The following is a 22,500-nucleotide window of genomic DNA, read 5'->3' as shown; positions in this document are numbered from 1 at the left end:
CTGCTAGCCAGGGTAGCCGCCATGCCACCAATGCTCAAAGGGATTGGAATGCAGGATATAGTCGATCGTCGCCTGTGACACGCGGGGCAGGTTGGTGCCCTCGACCTGGTTGTTGATCGCACGCAGGCCGTCGATCGATTCCTTGACCTGGGAGAACGGGAAATCGGTTCCCCAGAAGATCTTGTTGCGGTGGGTGATGAGATATTCCTGCGCCGCGATGAGGATGTTGTAGAACTGCCATGGGCGGTAGAACAGGGCCGAGACCTCGCAGTAGACGTTCGGCTGCTTGCGCGCCACGACGATGCATTCCTCGTACCAGGGATGCGCCATGTGGGCCATGACCATCTTCAGGTCCGGGTAGCGTGAGGCGATGGTATCGACATCGAGCGGCCGCCCGTAGTCGATCGGCGCCAGACGGCCATACGTCGTCCCCATGTGCATGGTCAGCGGCAGATTGTTGCGCTGGAGATACTCGTAGAGCGGGACAAGCCGCGGATCGAGCAGCGAGACGCCATTGTAGATGGGGCCGAACTTGACGCCCTTCAGCTTCAGGTCCTCGATCGCGTGGACCAGCAGATCCATGTAGTTGGGCATGCGGGGATCGACGCACGCGAACCCCACCAGCTTGTCGGGATACTTGGCGACGGCGCGCGCCGTCACCTCGTCGTCGCCGTCGATGCCAACCGAATCCTTATAGCGCAGCGAGAAGATGATGGCCTTGTCGACGTCCTTCATCGCCGCATAGACCGTGTCGGGATCCGACTTCGGGGACACATCGCCCGGGCGCGCACTGACGATAGACGTCGAATGCAATGGCAGCATCTGGCTGTCTTCATACACGTTGACATGGCAATCGACGATCATCGCGGATCTTCCTGACTCATAGGTGCTTCTGTGGCATCGACGGGGACGGCTCCGACATCACAGGATGCCGTAGCGGGCGAAGACATCGCCCAGCTTCTGACCCGCCTTCAGTTCCTCCAGGGTCTTGGACTCGCCGGACACCTTCTTGTCGGCCAGCGCCAGCACCTCGGCCTCGGCCGCCTGCGGAATGACCACCAGGCCGTCGGCATCGCCGAAGACGAGATCGCCCGGCCGCACATGCACGCCGCCGCATTCGATCGGCACATCGACGGCGATCACCTTGCCACGCCCCTTGCTGTCGAGCGGGGCGATGCCGCCATGGAAAACAGGGAAACGCATGTCGCGGATAGCGCGGATGTCACGCACGCAGCCGTCCATCACGGCCCCGACCGCCCCGCGTGCCGCCGCCGCGGTTGACAGCAACTCGCCCCAGGGCGCGATCCGACCGGTGGCGCCGCAGGAGAAGACCGGCAATTCACCCGGCTTCAGACTGTCGACCAGGCCGATCTCCAGCTCATACGGGTTCTCACCCGGCGTAACGTCATAGACGTCGACGTAGAGCGCGGTGCGCGCGCGGCCGACCATCACCAGCGCATCATCGAGCGGTCGAATTCTTGCCTGCATCGCTTGGCGCGTATGGCCGGCCTGGTCGAGACAATCCGACAGCACGGAAGCGAAGAATCGCTGCGCGATCTCCTGCAGGCTGAACTGTTTCATGGGCACTGCCTCCTTCAAGTGAACAGCGCTGGCATCGGAACGATGAACGGACGGCGACCCGCGCTTCTATCCTGGTCGCCATCTGATTTTACTGATTTTGACTTTAACGTTATAGGAATTTCATCTCATAATTGTCAATTGAACGGTATGAAATCGATCAGCCTGAATCCAGATTGCATGATTTTAACTATAACGTTAAAGTCATCACCATACTGAAAATGGGGCTCTCGATGCGTGATCGTCTTGGAGGCCGCTGCGGCCGCCTGATCTCCGGTCTGTTTGGCCTTCTGGCCGTCGCTTCCGTCGCGGCCACCGCCGTGCCGGTGGCAGCGCAGACGGTGTTGCGGTTCGTGCCCCATGCTGATCTGCGGTCGGTCGATCCGGTGTGGACCACCGCATATGTGACCCGCAATCACGGCCACATGATCTACGATCAGCTCTTCAGCCTCGACTCCAAGCTGCGGCCGCAGCCGCAGATGGTCGAGAGCTGGACCGTCACGCCGGACAAGATGCAGTGGGAATTCACGCTTCGCCCCGGGCTCAACTGGCACGACGGCAAGCCGGTGACGGCGGAGGACTGCGTCGCCTCGATCAAGCGCTGGGGGGCGCGCGATGTGCTCGGCAATCGCCTGCTGGTGGCGGCTGAAACACTGGAGGTGGTGGACGCGCAGCGGTTCCGCCTGACGCTGAAGCAGCCGTTCGGCCAGGTGCTCGAGGCGTTGGCCAAGCCCAGCAACAATGCGCTCTTCATGATGCCCAAGCGCGTGGCGGAGACCGATCCCTTCAAGCAGATCGAAGAGACGATCGGCTCGGGTCCGTTCAAGTTCGTGCGTGCCGAGTGGTTACCGGGCGGCAAGGCCGTCTATGTGAAGAACACCGACTATAAGCCGCGCAGCGAGCCGGCCGACTTTCTCTCCGGCGGCAAGGTGGTGAAAGTCGATCGCGTGGAGTGGATGTCGGTCCCGGATTCGGCCGTCGCCGTCGCCGCGCTGGGTGCCGGCGAAGTGGACTGGCTGGAGGTCCCGTCACCCGACCTGGTGCCGATCATCGAACGCGACGCCGCCATCACCGTGCGCCCCATCGACATGATCGGCAGCCAGCTGTCGATCCGCATCAATCATCTGCATGCACCGATGGACAACCCCAAGGTGCGCCAGGCCCTGCTCACCGTGATCGGCCAGTCCGACTACCTGAACGCCATTTCGTCCGATCCGCGCTGGGTCAAGGCCTGCCCGGGCTATTTCGGCTGCAACGGCACGCCCTACGAAAGCTTGGCCGGCACCGAGGGCCATCTCAAGCAAGCCGACTTCGCCAAGGCCAAGCGCCTGTTGAAGGAGGCCGGCTACAAGGGCGAGCGTGTCGTCGTGCTGGATCCGGCCGACGTGCACTATTCACATGCGCCGGCCCTGGTGACGGCCGAAAACCTGAAGAAGGCCGGTTTCAATGTCGATCTGCAGACGATGGATTTCGGCACGGCGATCGGCAAGATCAACAGCCAGGCACCGTTGGATCAGGGTGGATGGAGCCTGTTCCACAGCTACGCCACCATCATGGATGTGCTGACACCGGCGATCGCCACCGGCCTGCGCGCCGGCGGAGCCAAGAACGCCGCCTATGGCTGGCCGACCGATCCCGAACTGGAAGGCCTGCGCACCAAGTGGCTCACCCTGACCGACCCCGCCGAGCAAAAGGCCTATGCCGACAAGGTACAGGCCCGCGCCTTCGAGGCGGTGCCCTACATCGTCACCGGCACACTCATCATTCCGACCGCCTACCGCAAATCGGTGGACGGCATTGTCCCCAGCGGCATCCCCGTATTTTGGAACCTGACCAAGAAGTAGGGCGGCACGACCGACCATCGTCATGATGCAACGGGGCTAGCGCATGCTGGGCTACGTTCTGCGCCGGCTGGTGGCCACGATCCCCGTCATCATCGTCGTGGCGGTGGTCGTGTTCTCGCTGACGCGCCTCACGCCAGGCGACCCGGCGGCCGTCATCGCCGGCGAAAACGCGACGACCGAGCAGATCGCGCTGATCCGCAACCGGCTCGGCCTCGATCAACCGTTGCTGGTTCAGTTCGGGCGCTGGAGCTGGAACATCGCGCACGGTGATCTCGGCGTTTCGATCTTCACCAACACGCCCGTGGCCGGCCTGATCGCGCAACGCATCGGACCGACGCTGTCACTGGCCATCGTCACGGTCATCTTCGGGCTTTCGCTGGGCATTCCCGCCGGCGTCCTGGCCGCGGTCTTCGCGCGTCGCCTGCCCGACCGCGTGGTCATGGTACTGGCCGTCGCCGGATTTTCGATTCCGATTTTCGTTCTGGCCTATCTGCTCATCCTCGGCTTTGCGATTTCCTGGCCGATTCTTCCCGTCCAGGGCTACACGCCGATGGCGCAGGGTTTCCTGTCCTGGCTCGGCAAGTTGATCCTGCCGAGCCTGGCGCTGGCGCTGGTCTATGCCGCGCTGATCGCGCGCACCACGCGGGCCGCCCTGCTCGATGTGCTGGCCGAGGACTACATCCGCACGGCCAAGGCCAAGGGCCTGCTGCCGCGCGAGATCGTCTGGCTGCACGCCCTGAAGGCAGCCTCCGTTCCGATCGCCACCGTCGTCGGTATCGGCATCGCGCTGCTGGTTGGCGGCGCCGTGGTCATCGAAACCGTGTTCGCCATCCCCGGCCTGGGCCGACTGACCGTCGATGCGATCGCCCGCCGCGACTTTCCCGTAATCCAGGGCGTCATCCTGCTGTTCTCCGGAGTCTACGTGCTGATCAATCTGGTGATCGATCTCAGCTACACCTGGCTCGACCCTCGTGTGCGGTTTGCCTGATGACCACGGCCCTTGCCCTCGAGGAAGACACCCCGCCGCGACGGCGAGCCGCATGGCGCCGGCACCCCACGGTCGCAATCGGCCTGATCATCCTGGCCGCGGTCTGCGTGATGGCGATCGTCGCGCCCTGGCTCGCGACACTCGATCCTACGGCGCTGTCGCCCGCGAAACGCCTGCGGCCGCCGTCGCCGGAGTTCTGGTTCGGCACCGACATGATGGGCCGCGACGTCTGGAGCCGCACGGTCTACGGTGCGCGAGTCTCGGTGATCACCGGTCTGTCGGTGGCAGCGTTGGCCACCACGATCGGACTGGTGCTTGGTCTGCTGGCAGGCTTCGATCGCACCGTCGATGCCGTTCTGATGCGGATCATGGACGGCCTGATGGCTATTCCGGCCATTCTCCTGGCCATCGCCCTGATGGCCCTCACCCGCGCCAGCCTGGGCAATGTCATCATCGCCATCGTGATCGCAGAAGTGCCGCGGGTCGTGCGCCTGGCGCGCGGCATCGTGCTCACCTTGCGTGACGCGACGTTCGTCGAGGCCGCCACCGCTTCCGGCACGGGCTTCTTCGGCGTGTTGTTCCGTCACATCCTGCCCAATGCCGTCGCGCCGCTGGTGGTGCAAAGCACCTATATCGCCGCCTCGGCGATGATCACAGAGGCGATCCTGTCCTTCATCGGCGCCGGCGTGCCGTCCAGCACGCCGAGCTGGGGCAACATGATGGCCGAAGGCCGTACGGTCTTTCAGGTCGCACCACAGTTGGTGCTGTTCCCCGGCTTGTGCCTCTCGGCGACGGTGCTGGCCATCAACATGCTGGGCGACGGGCTGCGCGACATGCTCGACCCCCGCCTCGCCCGCCGCGTGAAATAGAGAGCACCGTGACCGAGCCGCTCCTTCGCATCGATCAGTTGCGCGTGCGCTTCGATACGCCCGAAGGCGTCGTTCACGCCGTGGAGGATGTCAGCTTCCAGGTCGACGCCGGTGAAACCCTGGCGATCGTCGGTGAATCCGGCTGCGGCAAAAGCGTGACGGCGTTGTCCATCCTGCGGTTGCTGCCGTCACCGCCGTCGCGGCTCGCGGGCGGCAGCATCCGGTTCCAGGGTCGCGAGCTCACGACGCTTGGCGAGAGCGCGCTGCGGCAATTGCGCGGCGATCGCATCGGCATGGTGTTCCAGGAGCCGATGACCTCGCTCAACCCGGTGCTGACGATCGGCCGCCAGTTGACCGAAGGCCTGCTGCGCCACCGCAAGCTCACGCGCGCCGACGCGCGCGCGCAGATCATCGCCCTGCTGGAGCGCGTGCAGATCCCCGATCCCGCCCGGCGGCTCGAGCAGTATCCGCACGAGCTGTCCGGCGGCATGCGGCAACGCGCGATGATCGCCATCGCCATGGCGTGCAAGCCCAGCCTGCTGATCGCCGACGAGCCGACCACGGCGCTGGATGTCACCATCCAGGCCCAGGTGCTCGACCTGATCGGCGAACTGCGCGACGAGATGGGTACCGCCATCGTCCTGGTAACCCACGACCTGGGTGTTGTCGGTGACGTCGCCGATCGCGTCATCGTCATGTATGCCGGCCGCGTCGTCGAAGACGCTGCGGTGGATGACCTCTTCGACAACCCGCTGCATCCCTATACGCAGGGCCTGTTCGCGGCACGACCGCATCTGACGCCTGCGGGCACCGGCCGCCGCGGGCGACTGACCGAGATTCTCGGCATGGTGCCCTCGCTGCGATCGCCCGTGGCTGGCTGTGCCTTCGCACCGCGCTGCGCCGCAGCCACGGCCCGCTGCCGCTCGGAGACGCCGCTCCTGCAGTCGCGGGACGCCTCGAGCCACAGCGTCGCCTGCCATCATCCAGGCCAGCAGCAGGCATCGTGATGCAGCGTGATGAGACATCCGATCGCGAAACGGTTCTCGCCGTTTCAGGGCTGAGAAAATCGTTTCCGGTTGCGCGCTCATGGTTCGGCCGTCATCGCAAGAGCCTGCGCGCCGTCGATGATGTCGACCTCTCGATCCGCCGTGGCGAGACGCTGGGATTGGTGGGCGAGTCCGGCTCCGGGAAATCCACGTTGGCACGGCTATGCCTGAAGCTGATCGAACCGACAGCAGGACAGATCCGGCTGTTCGGCGAACCGATCGAGAGATTGTCGCCGCGGGCCATGCGTCCGCTGCGCCGCAACTTGCAGATGGTTTTCCAGGATCCATTCGCCTCACTCAACCCACGCCTGCCGATCGGCCGGATCCTGGCCGAGCCACTGCGGAACTTCCGGATCGCGCAGGGCGCGGACCTTGCCAGACGCGTCGAGGCCCTGCTGGCGCGGGTCGGGTTGCCGGCCGACGTGGTCAACCGCCGCGCTCATGAATTCTCGGGCGGCCAACGCCAGCGCATCGGAATCGCCCGGGCTTTGGCGCCCGAGCCCAAGCTGATCGTGCTGGACGAGCCTGTCTCCGCTCTGGACGTCTCCGTACAGGCCCAGGTGCTCAACCTGCTGAGCACGTTGCAGGACCAGGCAGGCTATTCCTATCTCTTCGTGTCACACGATCTTGCCGTCGTGCGACACATCAGCCATCGCGTCGCTGTGATGTATCTCGGCCGAATCGTCGAGATCGGGCCAGTGGAGAGCATCTTCTCGACGCCGCGGCATCCTTACACCGAGGCCTTGCTGGCGGCGGTACCCGATCCTGCCGGAAGGCAGCGAGGCGGCACGAGACGCCGCGGTCCCCGCTTGCGCGGGGAGATTCCCTCCCCCATCAATCCGCCGTCAGGCTGCGCGTTTCGCACGCGCTGTCCGCTCGCTACGCAGCGCTGCGTGGAAGAACGCCCCGCCCTGCTGGGCAGCGGTGACCATGCGGTGGCCTGCCATCTTCGCCAAGCCTGAAAGGCAGCCTGCTCGGTGACAGCGGCAAAACGGTTCGGTTACCGGCCGGTGAAATTCCATATCTGCACGCCTGCAAACGGAATCTATTCGTTGTGTTTTGGCGGGAAACTGGCACTATCCGCGCCATGACGAACGAAGCGACATACGCGCGGTTCGTTGCGCGGAGTATCTCCGATGTTGCCGGCGCCTGAGGCTTGCCCGGCGCTGGTGTTGAATGCCGATTTTCGGCCGCTGTCGTACTTCCCGTTGTCGTTGTGGTCCTGGCAGGACGCCATCAAGGCGGTATTTTTGGATCGCGTGAGTGTCGTTGCCGAATACGACCGTCCGATCCGCAGCCCCAGCATCACGATGAAACTGCCCAGCGTGATTGCGCTGAAGGAGTACGTCCCAGCCGATCGACGGCCTGCGTTCACGCGCTTCAATGTGTTCCTGCGCGACAGTTTCACGTGCCAGTATTGCGGCGATGATCTTCCGGCGCATGAGCTGACGTTCGACCACGTGGTACCGCGGTCGAAGGGCGGCCGCACGGTCTGGCGCAACGTCGTGACGGCCTGCAGCCCGTGCAACCTGATCAAGGGCAATCGTCTGCCGCACCAGGCGCACATGCACCCGCTGCGCTCGCCGTACGAACCGACAGCCATGGAACTGCAGGAAAACGGTCGGGCCTTCCCGCCGAACTACCTCCATGAGAGCTGGCGTGATTATCTCTACTGGGATACCGAGCTCGATCCCATGTGACGTCCTCGCCTCAAGCCGAGGAACAGTGGAACAGCACGCTTCTGGCGGATAGCCTCCCAGGGTTACCCATGGGAGGAATTGCGTATGGTTGAACGGACAGGGCGGGTCGCCAGCAAGGTCGCACTGGTGACGGGCGCTGCGTCGGGGCTTGGCAAGGCGACAGCCGAACGGCTGGCCGCGGAAGGCGCCGCCGTCCTGATCGCCGACATCCGCGCCGAGGCCGCTGAGGCGGCAGCCGGCGTCATCCGTGACGCGGGCGGACGCGCCGAGGCGCATCCGCTTGACGTTACGAGCGACGAGAGCTGGCAGGATGCCGTCGTCCACGCCGAGCGCGCGTTCGGCAAGCTCGACATCGTGGTCAACAATGCCGGCACCGCAGATGGCGGCTGGATTCACAAACTCAGCCTTGAGCGCTGGCGCAAGGTCATGGCGGTCAACCTCGACGGCGTGTTCCTCGGCATCAAGCACGGCGCCGAGGCGATGAAACGCAACGGCGGCGGCTCGATCGTCAACATCTCCTCGGTCGCGGGCCTGGTCGGCATTGCCGAGGGTGCCAGCGCGTATTGCGCCAGCAAAGGTGGCGTCACGCTGCTCACGCGTGCTGCGGCGCTGGAGTTCGCCTTGCTGAAGAACAACATCCGCGTCAACTCGGTCCATCCCGGCTACATGCAAACGCCGATGCTCGAAGGCGTCATCAACACCTACCGCGAGCCCGACGCGGCACGCGACGCCCTGATGAAGAATGAACCGATGGGCCGTTTCGGCGAGCCCAAGGACATCGCCAACGCCGTACTGTATCTCGCCAGCGACGAAGCCGCTTTCGTTACCGGCACCCAGCTCGTGGTCGACGGCGGCTACATTGCCAAGTGATCAGGTCCGCGTGTTCTTCCGCGCCCAGTTTTCCAGATAGGCAATACACGACGCCAGGTCGGTGACATCGACGTAGCGGCGGCCGATATCACGCAAGTTGTCGTGATGCGGGCCTTCCTCGATGTCGCCGACGCAATCCTCGGGCACCAGTGTGCGGAAGCGATAGCTGAAGCTGTCGATGGCGGTGGCACGAATGCAGCCGCTGGTGTTGCAGCCGGTGATGATGACCGTATCGACACGTTCCTTGATGAAATAGTTGCCGACGCCGGTCTCGAAGAAGATCGACGGCCCCTTCTTGCAGACGGTGAGGTCGTAGGCGGGATCATGGATGCGTTCGTCCAGCGCCGTGCTGGGGTGGTCGTGCAGGAACGTCTCCCGCACCGCCGTGATCTTCCAGTACGGCATCTCCCGCTCGTTCATATAGGCCGTGTTGCAAACCGCAACCGGCACACCATAACGACGCGCGAGGGCCAGCAGCTTTGCCGTGTTATCAACCGCCCGCATGACCAGCGGCGCGCCGCCCAGTGGATAGCGAGGGTCTGTAAATCCCTTCTGGAAATCGACGACGACGATGCCGGGTTTTTCACCGGCGCCGACCGCTATCTCGCCATAACTGCGCTTCGCGTAGTCGTCGGTCATCGTGTGATCCAGTCTGTTCTTGTCTGGGTACGGGCACCACGATAGGCCATGGTCCGCGGTGGTCAAGCGACCCCTGCCGCTGTCCGCTTCCGAGGTCTCCTGATGAGCCTGTCCATCCACGATCGCATACGCATCCGCCGGGTCAAGATCCTGTCGGATGACTGGTCCGTGCTGAAGAAGACAACGTTCGACTACCTGCGCAAGGACGGGACATGGCAGACCCAGAATCGCGAGACCTACGACCGCGGCAACGGCGCCGTCATCCTGCTCTACAACCGGACGGCCAAGACAGTGGTGCTGATCCGTCAGTTCCGCTTTCCGGCGTACGTCAACGATCATCCCGAGCCGCTCATCGAAGCGCCCGCCGGACGGCTCGATGCGCACGATCCGGAGACCTGCATCCGCAAGGAGACGGAAGAAGAAACGGGCTATCGCGTCAGCCAGCCCCGCCGCATCTTCAACGCCTTCATGAGTCCCGGCAGCATCACGGAGCGGCTGGTGTTCTTCGTGGCCGAGTACAATCCCGCCGATCGAGCCGGCGCCGGCGGCGGTGATGCTGCCGAAGGCGAAGAGATCGATGTCATCGAACCAACGCTCGACGAAGCCCTCGCCATGATCGACCGCGGCGAGATCGCCGACGCCAAGACCATCATGCTGCTGCAGTACGCCAAGCTGCATGGCCTCGTCAGGCCGTAGCTACACCCGCGTCGACAGCCAGATCGCCAGGCGCGAACCGCCCTTGATGGCAGCGGTCAGCAGTTCGTAGGCTGGCGCGCCCTCGGCGCCGCTGGCCAGCGCTTCGTCGCGATGCGCGACCTCTTCCTGACGGAAGCGCTCGACCGTCTCGCGCAGCGGCGCTTCGTCCTCGCCCAGCTTGTCGCGCTGCGCCGCATAGTGCTCGTCGATCGTCTCCTCGACAGCGACCGTGCACGCCATCGCCGCAGCGTCACCCATCAACGCCGTCGCCGCGCCCAACGCGAAGCCCGCGACCGACCACAACGGCGACAACGCGGTCGGCCTGACCCGGCGATCGGCCAGCAGATTGTCGAACGTCCGGCGATGCTCGACCTCCTGTGCCAGCATGTGCTCGATCTTGCGCGCCGCCGGCGATGCGCCCTGCCCGCGCCAGCGCAACGCCGCCAACTGGCCCTCATAGATTCGCACGGCGCCGAACTCGCCGGCCTGATCCACGCGGATCACTTGCTCAACAAACGCACGCGGCGTCGGATCACCGGGCTGCCATCCCTCGTTGGTACGGGCAGGTACGGCGGGAGTCGATGCAGTGTCGCTGTTCGACCGCGGCGCGTCGGTGCTCATACTGCCTCCTTAGACGCTCTTCGGCGCCGACCGCCAGGTCCGCTCCAGGACCCAGCCGCCCAGGATCGCCGACAGCACCGCGTTCCAACCCGCCATCGACAGCCCGAACAGCGACCAGGGAATCTCGTCGCAGCGGATCATCTTGGTGCCCATCAGAATGCGCTTCAGTTCCTCGACCGACATGCCGAGGCCCGAGACAGCACCCGTGCAGCCGCTGGGGCCAGCCCACCATTTCCATTCCACGCCGACGTGGTAGACGGCGATACCGGCCGTGGCGAGAAGCGCCACGCCGCTCAGCGTCGCGAACGCGATCTTGGCGCTACGACCCAGCGGCAGCAGCGCCAGCCATGCCAAAGCCATCACCGCCACGTGGCCATAGCGCTGCCAGTAGCACAGGCTGCACGGGGGATAGCCGCCAAGGTACTGGAAACCCAAAGCACCCAGCAGAATGGCACCGCTGCCGCACAGGGCGGCGATCGCCGGCAGATCGAGGCCGGACGAACGAGGCGGGTCGATGGTGGCGACGGCCGTGATGGAACTCATGGCGCATCATATAGCGCCGAACGGGCGTGGGCGGGAGGGGCACGGCTCTACACGTCGTCTTGAGGAGGCTGCCACAGTTGGTCGCGCCCGCAGACGTCAGAATTCGACGTCGAGCTCCTCGATTTCCTCCGGTTCGGCGCGTGCCGCCGTGATCCATTCCAGCATGAACGGCAAGTTCAGGATGCGCCCGCAATAGGCCGCGCTCTGGCTGTCGACCGGCACGTCATACGTCCGCAGTCGCGTGCACACCGGTGCATACATGGCATCGGCCATTGTCAGCGTGCCGAACAGATAAGGTCCTCCGTATCTGACCAGGCAGTCGCGCCACACGGCGGTGATACGGTCGATGTCCCCCTGCGCCCCGGCCCAGACCTTGAAGCGAGGATGGTAGGCCTTGAGGTTCATGGGCAAGGCGGAGCGCAGATTGCTGAACCCCGAATGCATCTCGCCCGCGATCGCCCGGCAGTGGGCACGCACGGCACGGTCCTGCGGCAGAAGGCCTGCCTCCGGCCTGATCTCGTGGAGATACTCGGCGATCGCCAAAGTGTCCCACACCGAGATATCGCCATGCTTCAGGCAGGGCACCAGGAACGAGGGCGAGAGCAGCAGAAGCTCGGCCCGGGTCGACGGATCGTCCGCCGGCAAGATCCGCTCCTCGAAATCGAGTCCGGCCATCTTGCACAACAGCCAGCCCCGCAGGGCCCAAGAGGAATAGTTCTTGCTACTGATGGTCAGAGAGGCCTCGGCCATAGGCGTCATCCCTTTGCCCGTCCGGCTTTCTTGGGGGTTTTCGACCTTGCACGCCCTGCAATAACCGCGCCGGTGACGCTGATGTTGTACCTCGCCTACCAGGCGCAAGCCGACTTCATGCAACCGTTTCGGGCCCTGGCCCGCGCCGCAGCCCCGGCATTGCGCCAACCGTTCGCGGGTATGTCGCCCGGCCTGGCTGCCAAGCGCCTCGCCGCTGCCTGCGAGCTGATTGCGCGGGCCGGCCTGAGCCACCGCCGCCCGCCTTTCCGGATCGACCATGTTGTCGTCGACGGACGCGAGATGGCCGTCCGCGAGGAAGCCGTCCACGTCACGCCGTTCGGAACGCTGTTGCACTTCGCCAAGGACATCGACGTGGTGCAGCCCCGCGTGCTGGTGGTGGCGCCCCTCTCGGGCCACTTCGCCACATTGCTGCGCGGCACGGTCCAGACCCTGCTGCCCGAACACGATGTCTATATCACCGACTGGCACAATGCGCGTGACGTCGGCGTGTGGCATGGCCGCTTCGGCTTCGACGAATATGTCGATCACTTGATCCGGTTTTTGGAGGTCATGGGGCCCGGCGCACACGTGGTTGCGGTCTGCCAACCGTGCGTGCAGGCACTGGCAGCCGCTGCCGTGATGGCCGAGGCCGACCATCCGGCCCAGCCGCGCAGCCTCACCCTGATGGCCGGCCCGATCGACTGCCGCGTGAACCCGACCGCGGTGAACCAGCTGGCCACCAGCCGGCCGATCGAATGGTTCGAGCAGAACCTGATCTCACCGGTACCCCTCACGTTTGCGGGTGCCTGGCGCCGTGTCTACCCGGGCTTCCTGCAGTTGCTGGCCTTCATGAGCATGAACATCGACCGCCACCTGAAGGCGCATGTCGACCTGTTCCATCATCTCGCTGAGGGCTGTCACGCCCGGGCGGCGGCGACCAAGGCGTTCTACGATGAGTATTTCGCCGTGCTCGACATGACCGCCGAGTTCTATCTCGAGACGGTCCGCTACGTTTTCCAGGAGTACCGCCTGCCGCTGGGCACGCTGACCTGGCACGGCCGCGCGGTGAATCCGGCCGCCATTCGGCGTACCGCCCTGCTCACCGTCGAGGGGGAGAAGGACGATATCTGCGCCGTCGGACAGACGTTGGCGGCGCATGACCTGTGTACCGGCCTGCGCCCCTACCGCAAGCGCCACCACCTGCAACCGGGCGTCGGGCACTATGGCGTCTTCAGCGGCAAGAAATGGAGCGGCCAGATCTACCCGGTCGTGCGCAACGTCATCCTGTCGAGCGATTGACCCTCAGAACAAGTACCGGAATGCGACAAAGCCACCCACGAGGGCGATCAGGAAGATCCAGGTCAGCAACGTCAGGTGCTTCTCGATGAAGTGGCGGACCGGCTCACCGAACTTCCAGAGAAGGGCCGCGATCACGAAAAAACGCGCACCCCGTGTGAGGATCGACGCCCAGATGAAGGTGAACAGGTCGAAGTGGGCGGCGCCGCTGGCGATCGTCACCAGTTTGTAAGGGATTGGCGTCAAACCTTTGATCAGGATGATCCACGTACCGTACTGCTCGAAGCCGGCCAGGAAGCCGTCGCGGGCCGATTGCAGGCCATAGACGCGGACCACCCAGGCGCCGAGCGTTTCGAACAGGTAGTAGCCGATGGCATAGCCCAGAAGCCCGCCCAGCACGGATGCGATCGTACAGACCAGGGCGATCCGAAAGGCCTTGGCCCGGTTGGCCAGGACCATGGGCACCAGCATGACGTCGGGCGGGATCGGAAAGAACGAGCTTTCGAGGAAGGACACCGCGCCCATGGCAGGGACGGCATGGCGGTGACCGGCAAGCGCGATCACCCAATCATAGAGGCGACGGAACATGGCAGACGGGGTATCGCAACCGGACAAACGTGTTCCAGGCCGTCATAGCACGACCACCCTGCCCTGTCCTGAACAGCGCTGATGGGCCCCGAATCGGTCGCAGACCGGACCCGGCGGCCCTGATACCAGCGCAAAACGAAGTGAATCGTGACCCGCGGGTGCGAGATTCCGATTTCCCGGCAGGCTTTTGTCGGTACACTGTGAGTAACCAAACTTTACAGGGTGGCTCGCGGCGTTTGCCGCCGCCGGGCTCGCAGACATGAGAAGGCACATAGTGACGATCGTGTCGTCGCTGCTGCTCGTGGCAGTGGGAGGCGGCGCATGGTGGTGGTTCAACAAGGGACCCGGTGTGGGCAGCCTGGCTGCGGGCAGCCGCGTCGCTGACCCGCCGCTTGCAGGCTCGACGCAGGCCGCCGGCAAATCGCCCGCGCCGCAGGCGGCTGTATTGGTCGAGGCTGTCAAAGTGCGGATCGGCACCAGCCGCCAGACCGTCGCGGCGGTCGGTACGTTCCGCTCCTTCGAAGCGGTGATGGTGCGCCCCGAACTGGCCAGCCGGGTCATCGCCTTCAACTTCACCGAGGGACAGAAGGTCGCCAAGGGCCAGGTGCTGGTCAAGCTGGACTCCTCGCTCGACGATGCGGTCCTGGCCCAGGCGGAAGCAGCCCTGGGCCTCTCGAAGGCCAACTACGAGCGCGCCATGTCGTTGCTGGCACGCCAGGCCGGCACCGAGAAAGCGGTCGATGAAGCGCGTGCGGCGTTGCGGCGCGATGAAGCGGCGGTGGCGCTGGGCCGTTCCCGGGTCGAAAAGTACACGCTCGTGGCGCCGTTCGATGGCGTCATCGGTCTTCGACGCGTGTCCATCGGCAGCTACCTCCAGGCCGGCGCCGACATCGTGAACCTCGAACAGATCGACCCCTTGAAGGTCGATTTCCGGGTGCCGGAAATTTTCCTCGCCGCCGTCCGTGTCGGCCAGACGATCACGCTGTCGGTCGACGCCTATGCTGGCCGCGAATTCCCAGGCCACGTCTACGCGATCGATCCTCTGGTCGACGAAGCCGGCCGCTCGATCGTCGTGCGCGCCCAGGTCGAGAACCGGGGCAACACCTTGCGACCCGGCGTATTCGCCCGCGTCGCCCTGACGCTCGCGACGCGAGAGAACGCCATGTTCGTGCCTGAACAGGCCATCGTACCCGTGGGCGACCGGCTGCAGGTCTACCGGATCGTCGATGGCAAATCGGTGCCGACCTTCGTGAAAGCCGGCCAGCGCGAGAAGGGCCAGGTCGAAATCCTCGAAGGCATCACCGCCAGCGACATGATCATCACCGCCGGCCACCTGAAGCTGTCACGCCCCGGCATGCCGGTGACGATCGTACCGCCGGGCGGCGGCAAATCCGGCGCGACACCCGCCGCCGGCACGCAGCCCGCCGGTACGGCGGCATCCAATGACCCGGTGGCGCCGGCAGGCGACGGACCGTCACCGGCCATGCGCGCACCGGCAAATGCCAAGACGCCGGGCGCCGGCCAGGACCGCGGCGGCTGACCGCCGGCAGACGGACAGGACAATGCGGCTGCCTGAAATCTCCATCCGCCGACCTGTGTTCGCCACGGTGATGAGCCTGGCGCTGATCCTGCTCGGCCTGGTGAGCTACCAGCGCCTGTCGGTTCGCGAGTATCCCAACATCGACGAGCCGACGCTGACGGTCGAGACGACCTACCGCGGCGCCTCGGCCGAGATCATCGAGAGCCAGATCACCCAGCCGCTGGAAGAGTCGCTGTACGGTATCGACGGCATCGATCTGATGACGTCGTTCAGCCGCGCCGAGCGCAGCCAGATCACCGTCAAGTTCCGCCTGTCGCGCAATGTCGATTCCGCCGCCGCCGACGTGCGCGACCGGGTCAGTCGCGTACGCTCGCGTCTGCCGACGGAAATCGACGAACCGGTGATCGCCAAGGTCGAGGCTGACGCCAATCCGATCATCTACATCGCCTTCACCAGCGATTCGGTGTCTCAGCTCGAGATCACCGACTATGTCGACCGCTTCGTGAAGGATCAGCTGCAGACCATCGACGGTGTCTCGCAGCTGCGCATCTTCGGCGAGCGGACGTTCGCGATGCGCATCTGGCTCGACCGTGTCCGCATGGCGGCGTATCGCATCACCACGCAGGATGTCGAGAACGCGCTGCGGCGCCAGAACCTCGAGGTGCCGTCGGGCCGTATCGAGAGCACGGAACGCGAATTCACGATCCTGGCCGAGACCGACCTGCGCTCGCCACAGCAGTTCGACAACCTGATCCTGCGCGACAACGACGGCTATCTGGTGCGCCTCAAGGACGTCGGGCGGACCGAGGTCGAAGCGCGCGATACGCGCGTCATCAGCCGCTACAACGGCAAGCTGGCCGTCAATGTCGGCGTCATCAAGCAATCGACCGCCAACCCGCTGGCGGTCGCCAAGGACGTGAAGGCGCGCCTGCCGCAGATCCTCGCCGACCTGCCACCGGGCATCAGTGCCGAGATCGCCTACGACACGACGGTGTTCATCGACCGCTCGATCTCCAACGTGTTCCACACCATCGGCGAGGCCGTCCTGCTCGTCGTCCTGGTGATCTTCGTCTTCCTGCGCACGCTGCGCGCGACCCTTGTGCCACTGGTGACGATTCCGGTGTCCCTGATCGGCACCTTCACCATGATGCTGGCGCTGGGTTTCTCGGTGAACACGCTGACCCTGCTCGCCATGGTGCTGGCCATCGGCCTGGTGGTCGACGATGCCATCGTGATGCTCGAGAACATCGCGCGTTACGTCGAGCAGGGCATGGACCCGTTCGCCGCGGCGCTGAAAGGATCGCGCGAGATCGCCTTCGCCGTCGTCGCCATGACGATCACGTTGGCCGCCGTCTACGCACCGATCGCGTTCCAGACCGGCCGCACCGGCCGGCTGTTCACGGAGTTCGCGCTGACGCTGGCCGGTTCGGTGATCGTCTCCGGCTTCGTGGCGTTGACCTTGTCGCCGATGATGTGCTCGCAGCTGTTGAAGCACCATCATCAGCATGGCCGCATCTACATGTTCGGCGAGCGGATGCTCGACGCCATGAACCGCGGCTATCGCCGGCTGCTGGGCTGGACGCTCGCCGTGCGTCCCCTCGTCGTCGTGGCCGGCCTCGTCGTCGCCGGCGGCGCCGGCCTGGTGTTCAGCATGCTGCCGCAGGAACTGGCGCCGACCGAAGACCGCGGCAATGTCAGTAACATCGGTTTCGCGCCGGAGGGCTCGACGCTCGACTACAGCATGGGCTACGCGCAGCGCCTGGAGGATATCTATCTGCGCAGCGCTCAGTACGGGCGGCCGGAGATCAGCGAGAATGTCGACCGGCTTCTGGTCATCGTCGGCTTCCCGGACGTCACCCGGATCCTCGCCTTCGCGCGCATGCGTCCCTGGGAGGAGCGCACCATCAAGCAGCAGGCCGTGACGGAATGGGCGCGACCGCTGACCCAGCGCATACCAGGCATCCTGGCGTTTCCCGTCAACCCGCCTTCGTTCGGGCTGCGCTCGACGGACAAGCCGGTGCAGGTGGTGCTGCTGACGACGCAGCCCTACGAAGTCCTGGATGCCGCCACCGGCCAGATCATGGCGATCGCGCGCACCAACGCCTGCCTTACGGCGCTCGATACCGACCTGAAGCTCAACAAACCGGATCTGCGCGTCCGCCCCGACCGCGAGAAGGCCGCACTGCTGGGCGTCGAGGTCGACACCATCGGCCGAACGCTCGAGACCCTGATGGGCGGCCGCCAGGTGACGCGCTTCAAGCGCGAAGGCAAACAGTATGACGTGATGGTCCAGGTCGCCGATTCCGATCGCGTGCGGCCTGACCAACTCAACGAGATCTTTGTGCGCGGCCGCTCCGGGCAGATGATCCCGCTGGCGACGCTGATCAGCATCCACGAAACCGTGGCGCCGAAGGAGCTGAACCACTTTAACAAGCTGCGCGCCTCGACCGTATCGGCCAACTTGGCGGCGGGCTGTGCGCTGGGCGATGCGCTGACCTTCATGGAAAGAGCCGCCGGTCAGCTGCCACCTTCGATCCGCATCGACTACAACGGCGTCAGCCGCGAGTTCAAGATCTCGTCGAAGGGACTATACGAACTCTTCCTGATGGCGCTGATCTTCATCTTTCTGGTGCTGGCGGCGCAGTTCGAAAGCTTCATCGATCCCCTGATCATCATGCTGACGGTACCGCTCACCATGACGGGCGCGCTGCTGGCATTGCACTTCACCGGCAACACGCTGAACGTCTACAGCCAGATCGGCCTGGTGACTCTGATCGGGTTGATCACCAAGCACGGCATCCTGATCGTGGAATTCGCCAATCAGCTTCAGGAAACCGGGCTATCGAAGATCGAGGCCGTGCAGCAGGCCGCCACCTTGCGCCTGCGGCCGATCCTCATGACAACCGGTGCGATGGTGCTGGGCGCCATTCCGCTGGCCACCGCCACCGGCGCCGGCGGCGAAAGCCGGCAGGCGATCGGCTGGGTCATCGTCGGCGGCCTGACGCTCGGCACGCTGCTGACCCTGTTCGTCGTGCCGACGGCCTATACCTATCTGGCACGCACACGCCGTCCACATCAGGACGCCGCGGCGGCTGCGCCGCACGATGGCACGGCGCAGCCGGCGGAATGACAACAGACGTTACTTGAAGATGCCCTTGACGGTCTGCCAGATGCTCTTGCCGACCGAGACGATGGCATCGGCAGGGCTTGACGACGCGACTTCGTCGGTCACCTTCGAGGCTTCGACGACGGCGGGTGTGATCTCCGCGAACAATTTCATGCTCGCCAGGGTCACCGGGCCGGCATAACCGTCGGCATCAAGACCGTTCTTTTCCTGGAAGGCCTTGACGGCCGCCGCCGTCCCGGCGCCGTACTGGCCATCCGCCGCAATACCCAGCGACGTCTGCAGCTTCTTCACGGTCTCACCCGTCGACCCCGGCATCAGCAGGATCAGTTCGTGCAATCCCATCTGCGCGAACGTGTCGGGACCCGCGATGCCGTCGACGCCGAGGCCGTGCTCCTTCTGATAAGCCTTCAGGGCGGCATCGGTCGCCGGACCGAATTGCCCGTCAGCGGCGACACCCAGTTTCTGCTGCAACCGCTTGACGGGCTCGCCCGCCATGCCGAGCTTCAATAGCGCCATAACTTGTCCTCCGCTGCTTGGGGGGCCGGGTACGGCCCGGCCTAGAAACGGCGCACGCTTCGCCGTAGGTTCATGATGCCGCGCCGCAAGGGAAAGACTAGTGAAAAGATGCCGAAGTCAGGCCTTGGCGCGTGACAAACGCTGCCGCAAACTGTCATGGCGCTGAAATGAATCGGACCCCAATTCATGTCGACGGTTGAGTTCTGGTACGAATTTGGCAGCACGTACTCCTATCTTGCAGCCGAACGCGTCGAAGGCGTGGCGCGTGTCATGGGCGTCGAGGTGTGCTGGCGCCCCTTCCTGCTGGGGCCGATCTTCGGCGCGCAGGGTTGGGCCAGTTCGCCGTTCAATCTTTTTCCCATCAAGGGCGCCAACATGTGGCGCGATGTCGAGCGCATCGCGGCGAAGTACCACCTGGCCTGGACCCGGCCGACGACATTGCCGCGCAACGGACTGGTTGCGGCCCGCGTCGCGCTGGTCGGCGCCGACGAGGGCTGGATCGCCAATTTCACGCGCGCCGTCTTCCGTGCCAACTTCGTCGAGGATCGCGACATCGGCGATCCCGCGACGATTGCCGATATCGTTGTCCGGCTGGGCCTGGATCCATCGGTGATGGAACGCGCCAACACCACCGAGAACAAGGCACGCCTGAAAACCCAGACCGAGACCGCCGTTGCGCTCGGCATCTACGGCGCGCCCTCCTTCACGGTCGACAAGGAACTGTTCTGGGGCCACGACCGCATGGAGCAGGCCTTCCAGTGGGCCAAGGCGCCGTGGATGTGACACGCTCGTTCACCTTGATCAGGAGACACCGATGCCCTTTCCCTTGCCGAGCGCCGATCCGACAGCCCTGGGGCTGCGCACCGATCAGCTCGACCGGCTGATCGCGCTGATCGAGAAGCAGATCGCCGATGGCCACTACCCCGGCGCCCAGATCGCGCTGGCCCGCAACGGCAAGCTGGCGATGGTGCGGAGCTTCGGCGACGCCACGACGCAACCCGACCGGCGGCGAGCGAAGGACGACACGCTGTGGCTGCTCTACTCCAACACCAAGGTCATCCTCGCCACCACGATGTGGGCGCTAGCCGAGCAGGGCGCCTTCCGCTTTGTCGACCGCGTGGCCGACCACGTGCCCGAGTTCAAGAAGAACGGCAAAGGCAGCATCACGCTGTTGCAGCTGCTGACGCACCAGGGCGGCTTTCCCAACGCTGTCGTGCGCAAGGAGGCGTGGGACGACCACGCCAAGCTGCGCGAGGTGGTGTGCGACTTCAGCCTCGAATGGACGCCCGGCTCGAAGATCCACTACCACGGCCTGTCGGCGCATTGGGTCGCCGCGGTGGTGATCGAAGCCGTGACCGGCAAGGACTTCCGCGACGTCGTGCGCGAGACGGTGATCGCGCCACTGGGCCTGAGCGATGACCTGTTCATGGGCGTCGGACCGGCGCAGGCCGGACGCCTGTCGGACATGCACTACCCGCCGCCGCTGGGTGGCGCACCGCAGAACGACCCCGACAACAACACGCCCGAGTGGCGCCGCGCCGGCGTTCCCGGCGGCGGCGCCTATGGCACGGCGCGCGGCATGGCGGCGCTGTACCAGATGATGCTGGCCGGTGGTGAACTCAACGGCCATCGCCTGGTCTCGCCGCGCACCCTGCAATATGCGATCCGCAACTGGACCGGCGATCGCGTCGATGAGTTCATGGGCATGCCCATGCATCGCGGCATCGGCCCGCACCTGCGCGGCACCACCGAGACCATCCGCGGCATGGGCTCGGTCGCCTCGCCGCGCACATTCGGCCATGGCGGTGTCGGCACATCGTACTGCTGGGCCGATCCCGACTCCGGCGTGTCGTTCGCCTACGTCACCAACAACCGCATCCCCGATCCGTGGCACAGCTGGCGGCTCGACCACGTCGCCAACCTGGTGCACACGGCCATCCTCTGAGAAGCCTCACATCCGCTCGCGGGCCCGCGCCTCCAGCGCCAGGGGCACTGCGGCCAGCACCAGGGCGGCGAGCGACAGCATGAAGGTGCCGCGGTAGCCGCCGGTGAGGTCATGCGCCAGGCCGCCCAGCCATGCGCCGACGGCACCGCCGGCGCCCATGCCGCACGTGATCAGGCCGTAGATGCGCCCGGCATGGGCGCCGCGGTAGCGCAGGGTCGCCAAGGTCGAGATCATCGGCCCGCGCGATCCCATGGTGCTGCCGAAGAACACGATGAAGGCGCCGATCAACCACGTGTCGTCGGGGCCGCGCACCAGCCATAGCGCCACGATGCCGAGCCCCGTGCCGGTGTAGGCGGCGACGGCCCCCACCATGCGCCCGCCGCGATCGGCGAGCCAGTTGAAGCCGATCATGCCCAGCGGCGTCAGCATCGCGGTCAACGCCCAGACCCGCGCCGCGGCGGCTGCCGTGAGGCCGCTGTCGATCAGGTAGGCGTTGGCCTGCGGCGCCAGGCTGAAGATCGACAGCGAGGTCATCGCAAACGCCAGGGTCAGGCCCCAGAACGGCGGATCGCGCAACGCCATCGCCACCGTGGGGCCGGTGCCCAGCGTCTGCTCGGGGCCGCGCGTGGCCATGATCGCCGGGTCGCCGGCCGCGATGCGGCGCCACGGCATCAGGGCGACGGGCACGACACAGGCCAGGACCGCAGCACCCAGGCACGCATAGGCGAAGCGCCAGTCGTGCGCCTGGATCAGGGCCTCGGCCAGCGGCGAGATCATCATCACGCCGACACTGCCGGCCGACCACACGACCGCCAGCGCCGTGCCCAGCCGCGCCGAGAACCAGCGGCCGAGCAGCCCGGCGAACGTCACGCTGCCCAGCGCCGCCGCCGCCAGGCCGGCCGCTATCCCCAGCGTGGCATGGAGTTGCCAGACCGCCGCCGCCTGCGATGCGAGCAGCGTGCCGCCGCCGGCGCAGACCAGGCCGGCCAGGACCAACACACGCGGCCCGATGCGATCGAGCAACAGGCCGGCGACGGGACCACCGAAGCCCATCGCCAGCATGCCCAGGCCGTAGACGCTGGTGATGACGGCACGCTCGGCGTCGAACGCGGCCTGCAGCGAGGGCACGAAGACGCCAAACGACTCGCCGACACCGCGCGTGGCGAGGTTGAGCAGGAAACACATCGCCACCAGGCCGTAGGGCAGCCAACCAGCCCGGTGCTTCACGCGTTTTTCCTCCAACGATGACCTGGGTCGTGCAGATTAGTGAAGGAGGCATTGCATCGCGAGCGCTTGCTTTCCCGCCCGCCGCAAGACACGGTTGCGCCCCGCGCGGGGAAGTGA

The 22,500-nt window shown here is 65.4% G+C and carries 22 protein-coding genes; 13 read left to right on the top strand and 9 right to left on the bottom strand.

Annotated features, from left to right (window positions below; all coding sequences use genetic code 11):
- Nucleotides 1-3: 3 nt before the first annotated feature.
- Both FQU96_RS34280 and FQU96_RS34275 read right to left on the bottom strand, forming a co-directional pair.
- Complete coding sequence (locus FQU96_RS34280) at nucleotides 4-864, bottom strand: amidohydrolase family protein (protein WP_146545904.1); 861 nt, start codon at nucleotides 862-864, stop codon at nucleotides 4-6.
- Between the two features lie 57 nt (nucleotides 865-921).
- Complete coding sequence (locus tag FQU96_RS34275; protein WP_146545903.1) at nucleotides 922-1,581, bottom strand: RraA family protein; 660 nt, start codon at nucleotides 1,579-1,581, stop codon at nucleotides 922-924.
- 230 nt (nucleotides 1,582-1,811) lie between these two features.
- Between FQU96_RS34275 and FQU96_RS34270 the strand changes: the two genes are divergently transcribed.
- From FQU96_RS34270 to FQU96_RS34240, 7 genes are all read left to right on the top strand, one after another.
- Nucleotides 1,812-3,422, top strand: a complete 1,611-nt coding sequence (locus FQU96_RS34270) for an ABC transporter substrate-binding protein (RefSeq protein ID WP_178130902.1) — start codon at nucleotides 1,812-1,814, stop codon at nucleotides 3,420-3,422.
- A gap of 43 nt (nucleotides 3,423-3,465) precedes the next feature.
- Nucleotides 3,466-4,410, top strand: coding sequence for an ABC transporter permease (locus tag FQU96_RS34265; protein ID WP_146545901.1), 945 nt, complete (start codon nucleotides 3,466-3,468; stop codon nucleotides 4,408-4,410).
- Nucleotides 4,410-5,279 carry an ABC transporter permease gene (locus FQU96_RS34260; RefSeq protein ID WP_146545900.1) on the top strand — a complete coding sequence of 290 codons (870 nt, stop codon included), beginning with the start codon at nucleotides 4,410-4,412 and terminating at the stop codon, nucleotides 5,277-5,279. Before FQU96_RS34265 ends, FQU96_RS34260 begins: the two co-directional genes overlap by 1 nt.
- 8 nt (nucleotides 5,280-5,287) lie before the next feature.
- Nucleotides 5,288-6,286: an ABC transporter ATP-binding protein gene (locus FQU96_RS34255; protein WP_255468719.1), complete on the top strand. Its 999-nt coding sequence runs from the start codon at nucleotides 5,288-5,290 to the stop codon at nucleotides 6,284-6,286.
- Nucleotides 6,286-7,287: an ABC transporter ATP-binding protein gene (locus FQU96_RS34250; RefSeq protein WP_146545899.1), complete on the top strand. Its 1,002-nt coding sequence runs from the start codon at nucleotides 6,286-6,288 to the stop codon at nucleotides 7,285-7,287. Before FQU96_RS34255 ends, FQU96_RS34250 begins: the two co-directional genes overlap by 1 nt.
- 174 nt (nucleotides 7,288-7,461) lie before the next feature.
- Nucleotides 7,462-8,025, top strand: coding sequence for an HNH endonuclease (locus tag FQU96_RS34245; protein WP_146545898.1), 564 nt, complete (start codon nucleotides 7,462-7,464; stop codon nucleotides 8,023-8,025).
- An 84-nt stretch (nucleotides 8,026-8,109) separates the two neighbouring features.
- The gene (locus tag FQU96_RS34240) at nucleotides 8,110-8,895 is read left to right on the top strand and encodes an SDR family NAD(P)-dependent oxidoreductase (protein WP_146545897.1); all 786 of its coding nucleotides are present in this window, start codon (nucleotides 8,110-8,112) and stop codon (nucleotides 8,893-8,895) included.
- On the opposite strand, the gene FQU96_RS34235 is transcribed toward FQU96_RS34240, so the two are convergent.
- Nucleotides 8,896-9,534 (bottom strand): isochorismatase family protein, encoded by a 639-nt coding sequence (locus FQU96_RS34235; RefSeq protein ID WP_146545896.1) that lies wholly within the window; start codon nucleotides 9,532-9,534, stop codon nucleotides 8,896-8,898.
- A 114-nt stretch (nucleotides 9,535-9,648) separates the two neighbouring features.
- Here FQU96_RS34235 and FQU96_RS34230 point away from each other — a divergent pair, with 114 nt between their 5' ends.
- Nucleotides 9,649-10,230, top strand: a complete 582-nt coding sequence (locus FQU96_RS34230) for an NUDIX domain-containing protein (protein ID WP_218574995.1) — start codon at nucleotides 9,649-9,651, stop codon at nucleotides 10,228-10,230.
- Here the strand turns inward: FQU96_RS34230 and FQU96_RS34225 are convergent, their stop codons facing one another.
- From FQU96_RS34225 to FQU96_RS34215, 3 genes are all read right to left on the bottom strand, one after another.
- Complete coding sequence (locus FQU96_RS34225; RefSeq protein WP_146545894.1) at nucleotides 10,231-10,851, bottom strand: demethoxyubiquinone hydroxylase family protein; 621 nt, start codon at nucleotides 10,849-10,851, stop codon at nucleotides 10,231-10,233.
- A gap of 9 nt (nucleotides 10,852-10,860) precedes the next feature.
- Nucleotides 10,861-11,394: a disulfide bond formation protein B gene (locus FQU96_RS34220; protein WP_146545893.1), complete on the bottom strand. Its 534-nt coding sequence runs from the start codon at nucleotides 11,392-11,394 to the stop codon at nucleotides 10,861-10,863.
- Nucleotides 11,395-11,490: 96 nt separating this feature from the next.
- Nucleotides 11,491-12,144, bottom strand: coding sequence for a glutathione S-transferase family protein (locus tag FQU96_RS34215; RefSeq protein WP_146545892.1), 654 nt, complete (start codon nucleotides 12,142-12,144; stop codon nucleotides 11,491-11,493).
- An 81-nt stretch (nucleotides 12,145-12,225) separates the two neighbouring features.
- Between FQU96_RS34215 and FQU96_RS34210 the strand changes: the two genes are divergently transcribed.
- A complete protein-coding gene (locus FQU96_RS34210; protein ID WP_146545891.1) occupies nucleotides 12,226-13,443 on the top strand; it encodes a polyhydroxyalkanoate depolymerase in 1,218 nt (405 codons plus the stop codon).
- 3 nt (nucleotides 13,444-13,446) lie between these two features.
- On the opposite strand, the gene FQU96_RS34205 is transcribed toward FQU96_RS34210, so the two are convergent.
- Entirely contained in the window at nucleotides 13,447-14,028 is a 582-nt protein-coding gene (locus FQU96_RS34205; protein WP_146545890.1) for a YqaA family protein, read from the bottom strand.
- A 274-nt stretch (nucleotides 14,029-14,302) separates the two neighbouring features.
- Between FQU96_RS34205 and FQU96_RS34200 the strand changes: the two genes are divergently transcribed.
- On the top strand, nucleotides 14,303-15,568 hold the full coding sequence (locus tag FQU96_RS34200) for an efflux RND transporter periplasmic adaptor subunit (protein WP_218574992.1): 1,266 nt from the start codon (nucleotides 14,303-14,305) through the stop codon (nucleotides 15,566-15,568).
- A 22-nt stretch (nucleotides 15,569-15,590) separates the two neighbouring features.
- Nucleotides 15,591-18,698: an efflux RND transporter permease subunit gene (locus tag FQU96_RS34195; protein ID WP_146545888.1), complete on the top strand. Its 3,108-nt coding sequence runs from the start codon at nucleotides 15,591-15,593 to the stop codon at nucleotides 18,696-18,698.
- A 9-nt stretch (nucleotides 18,699-18,707) separates the two neighbouring features.
- Here the strand turns inward: FQU96_RS34195 and FQU96_RS34190 are convergent, their stop codons facing one another.
- On the bottom strand, nucleotides 18,708-19,211 hold the full coding sequence (locus tag FQU96_RS34190) for a peptidoglycan-binding protein (protein ID WP_146545887.1): 504 nt from the start codon (nucleotides 19,209-19,211) through the stop codon (nucleotides 18,708-18,710).
- A 186-nt stretch (nucleotides 19,212-19,397) separates the two neighbouring features.
- On the opposite strand from FQU96_RS34190, the gene FQU96_RS34185 reads away from it, so the two are divergent.
- A complete protein-coding gene (locus FQU96_RS34185) occupies nucleotides 19,398-19,994 on the top strand; it encodes a 2-hydroxychromene-2-carboxylate isomerase (protein ID WP_146545886.1) in 597 nt (198 codons plus the stop codon).
- A 31-nt stretch (nucleotides 19,995-20,025) separates the two neighbouring features.
- On the top strand, nucleotides 20,026-21,156 hold the full coding sequence (locus FQU96_RS34180) for a serine hydrolase (RefSeq protein ID WP_146545885.1): 1,131 nt from the start codon (nucleotides 20,026-20,028) through the stop codon (nucleotides 21,154-21,156).
- Between the two features lie 6 nt (nucleotides 21,157-21,162).
- Here the strand turns inward: FQU96_RS34180 and FQU96_RS34175 are convergent, their stop codons facing one another.
- Nucleotides 21,163-22,383 (bottom strand): MFS transporter, encoded by a 1,221-nt coding sequence (locus FQU96_RS34175; RefSeq protein WP_146545884.1) that lies wholly within the window; start codon nucleotides 22,381-22,383, stop codon nucleotides 21,163-21,165.
- Nucleotides 22,384-22,500: the final 117 nt, after the last annotated feature.

The sequence above is a fragment of the Reyranella sp. CPCC 100927 genome, assembly GCF_007859315.1.
Classification (GTDB): Bacteria; Pseudomonadota; Alphaproteobacteria; order Reyranellales; family Reyranellaceae; genus Vineibacter.
This window is presented reverse-complemented; position numbering and strand designations above follow the sequence as displayed.

Excerpts from the sequence above, each read along its gene's own strand:
- FQU96_RS34280 (WP_146545904.1), bottom strand. The coding sequence starts at position 864 with ATGATCGTCGATTGCCATGTCAACGTGTATGAAGACAGCCAGATGCTG.
- FQU96_RS34275 (WP_146545903.1), bottom strand. The coding sequence starts at position 1,581 with ATGAAACAGTTCAGCCTGCAGGAGATCGCGCAGCGATTCTTCGCTTCC.
- FQU96_RS34270 (WP_178130902.1), top strand. The coding sequence starts at position 1,812 with ATGCGTGATCGTCTTGGAGGCCGCTGCGGCCGCCTGATCTCCGGTCTG.
- FQU96_RS34265 (WP_146545901.1), top strand. The coding sequence starts at position 3,466 with ATGCTGGGCTACGTTCTGCGCCGGCTGGTGGCCACGATCCCCGTCATC.
- FQU96_RS34260 (WP_146545900.1), top strand. The coding sequence starts at position 4,410 with ATGACCACGGCCCTTGCCCTCGAGGAAGACACCCCGCCGCGACGGCGA.
- FQU96_RS34250 (WP_146545899.1), top strand. The coding sequence starts at position 6,286 with ATGCAGCGTGATGAGACATCCGATCGCGAAACGGTTCTCGCCGTTTCA.
- FQU96_RS34245 (WP_146545898.1), top strand. The coding sequence starts at position 7,462 with ATGTTGCCGGCGCCTGAGGCTTGCCCGGCGCTGGTGTTGAATGCCGAT.
- FQU96_RS34240 (WP_146545897.1), top strand. The coding sequence starts at position 8,110 with ATGGTTGAACGGACAGGGCGGGTCGCCAGCAAGGTCGCACTGGTGACG.
- FQU96_RS34235 (WP_146545896.1), bottom strand. The coding sequence starts at position 9,534 with ATGACCGACGACTACGCGAAGCGCAGTTATGGCGAGATAGCGGTCGGC.
- FQU96_RS34225 (WP_146545894.1), bottom strand. The coding sequence starts at position 10,851 with ATGAGCACCGACGCGCCGCGGTCGAACAGCGACACTGCATCGACTCCC.
- FQU96_RS34220 (WP_146545893.1), bottom strand. The coding sequence starts at position 11,394 with ATGAGTTCCATCACGGCCGTCGCCACCATCGACCCGCCTCGTTCGTCC.
- FQU96_RS34215 (WP_146545892.1), bottom strand. The coding sequence starts at position 12,144 with ATGGCCGAGGCCTCTCTGACCATCAGTAGCAAGAACTATTCCTCTTGG.
- FQU96_RS34210 (WP_146545891.1), top strand. The coding sequence starts at position 12,226 with ATGTTGTACCTCGCCTACCAGGCGCAAGCCGACTTCATGCAACCGTTT.
- FQU96_RS34205 (WP_146545890.1), bottom strand. The coding sequence starts at position 14,028 with ATGTTCCGTCGCCTCTATGATTGGGTGATCGCGCTTGCCGGTCACCGC.
- FQU96_RS34195 (WP_146545888.1), top strand. The coding sequence starts at position 15,591 with ATGCGGCTGCCTGAAATCTCCATCCGCCGACCTGTGTTCGCCACGGTG.
- FQU96_RS34190 (WP_146545887.1), bottom strand. The coding sequence starts at position 19,211 with ATGGCGCTATTGAAGCTCGGCATGGCGGGCGAGCCCGTCAAGCGGTTG.
- FQU96_RS34185 (WP_146545886.1), top strand. The coding sequence starts at position 19,398 with ATGTCGACGGTTGAGTTCTGGTACGAATTTGGCAGCACGTACTCCTAT.
- FQU96_RS34180 (WP_146545885.1), top strand. The coding sequence starts at position 20,026 with ATGCCCTTTCCCTTGCCGAGCGCCGATCCGACAGCCCTGGGGCTGCGC.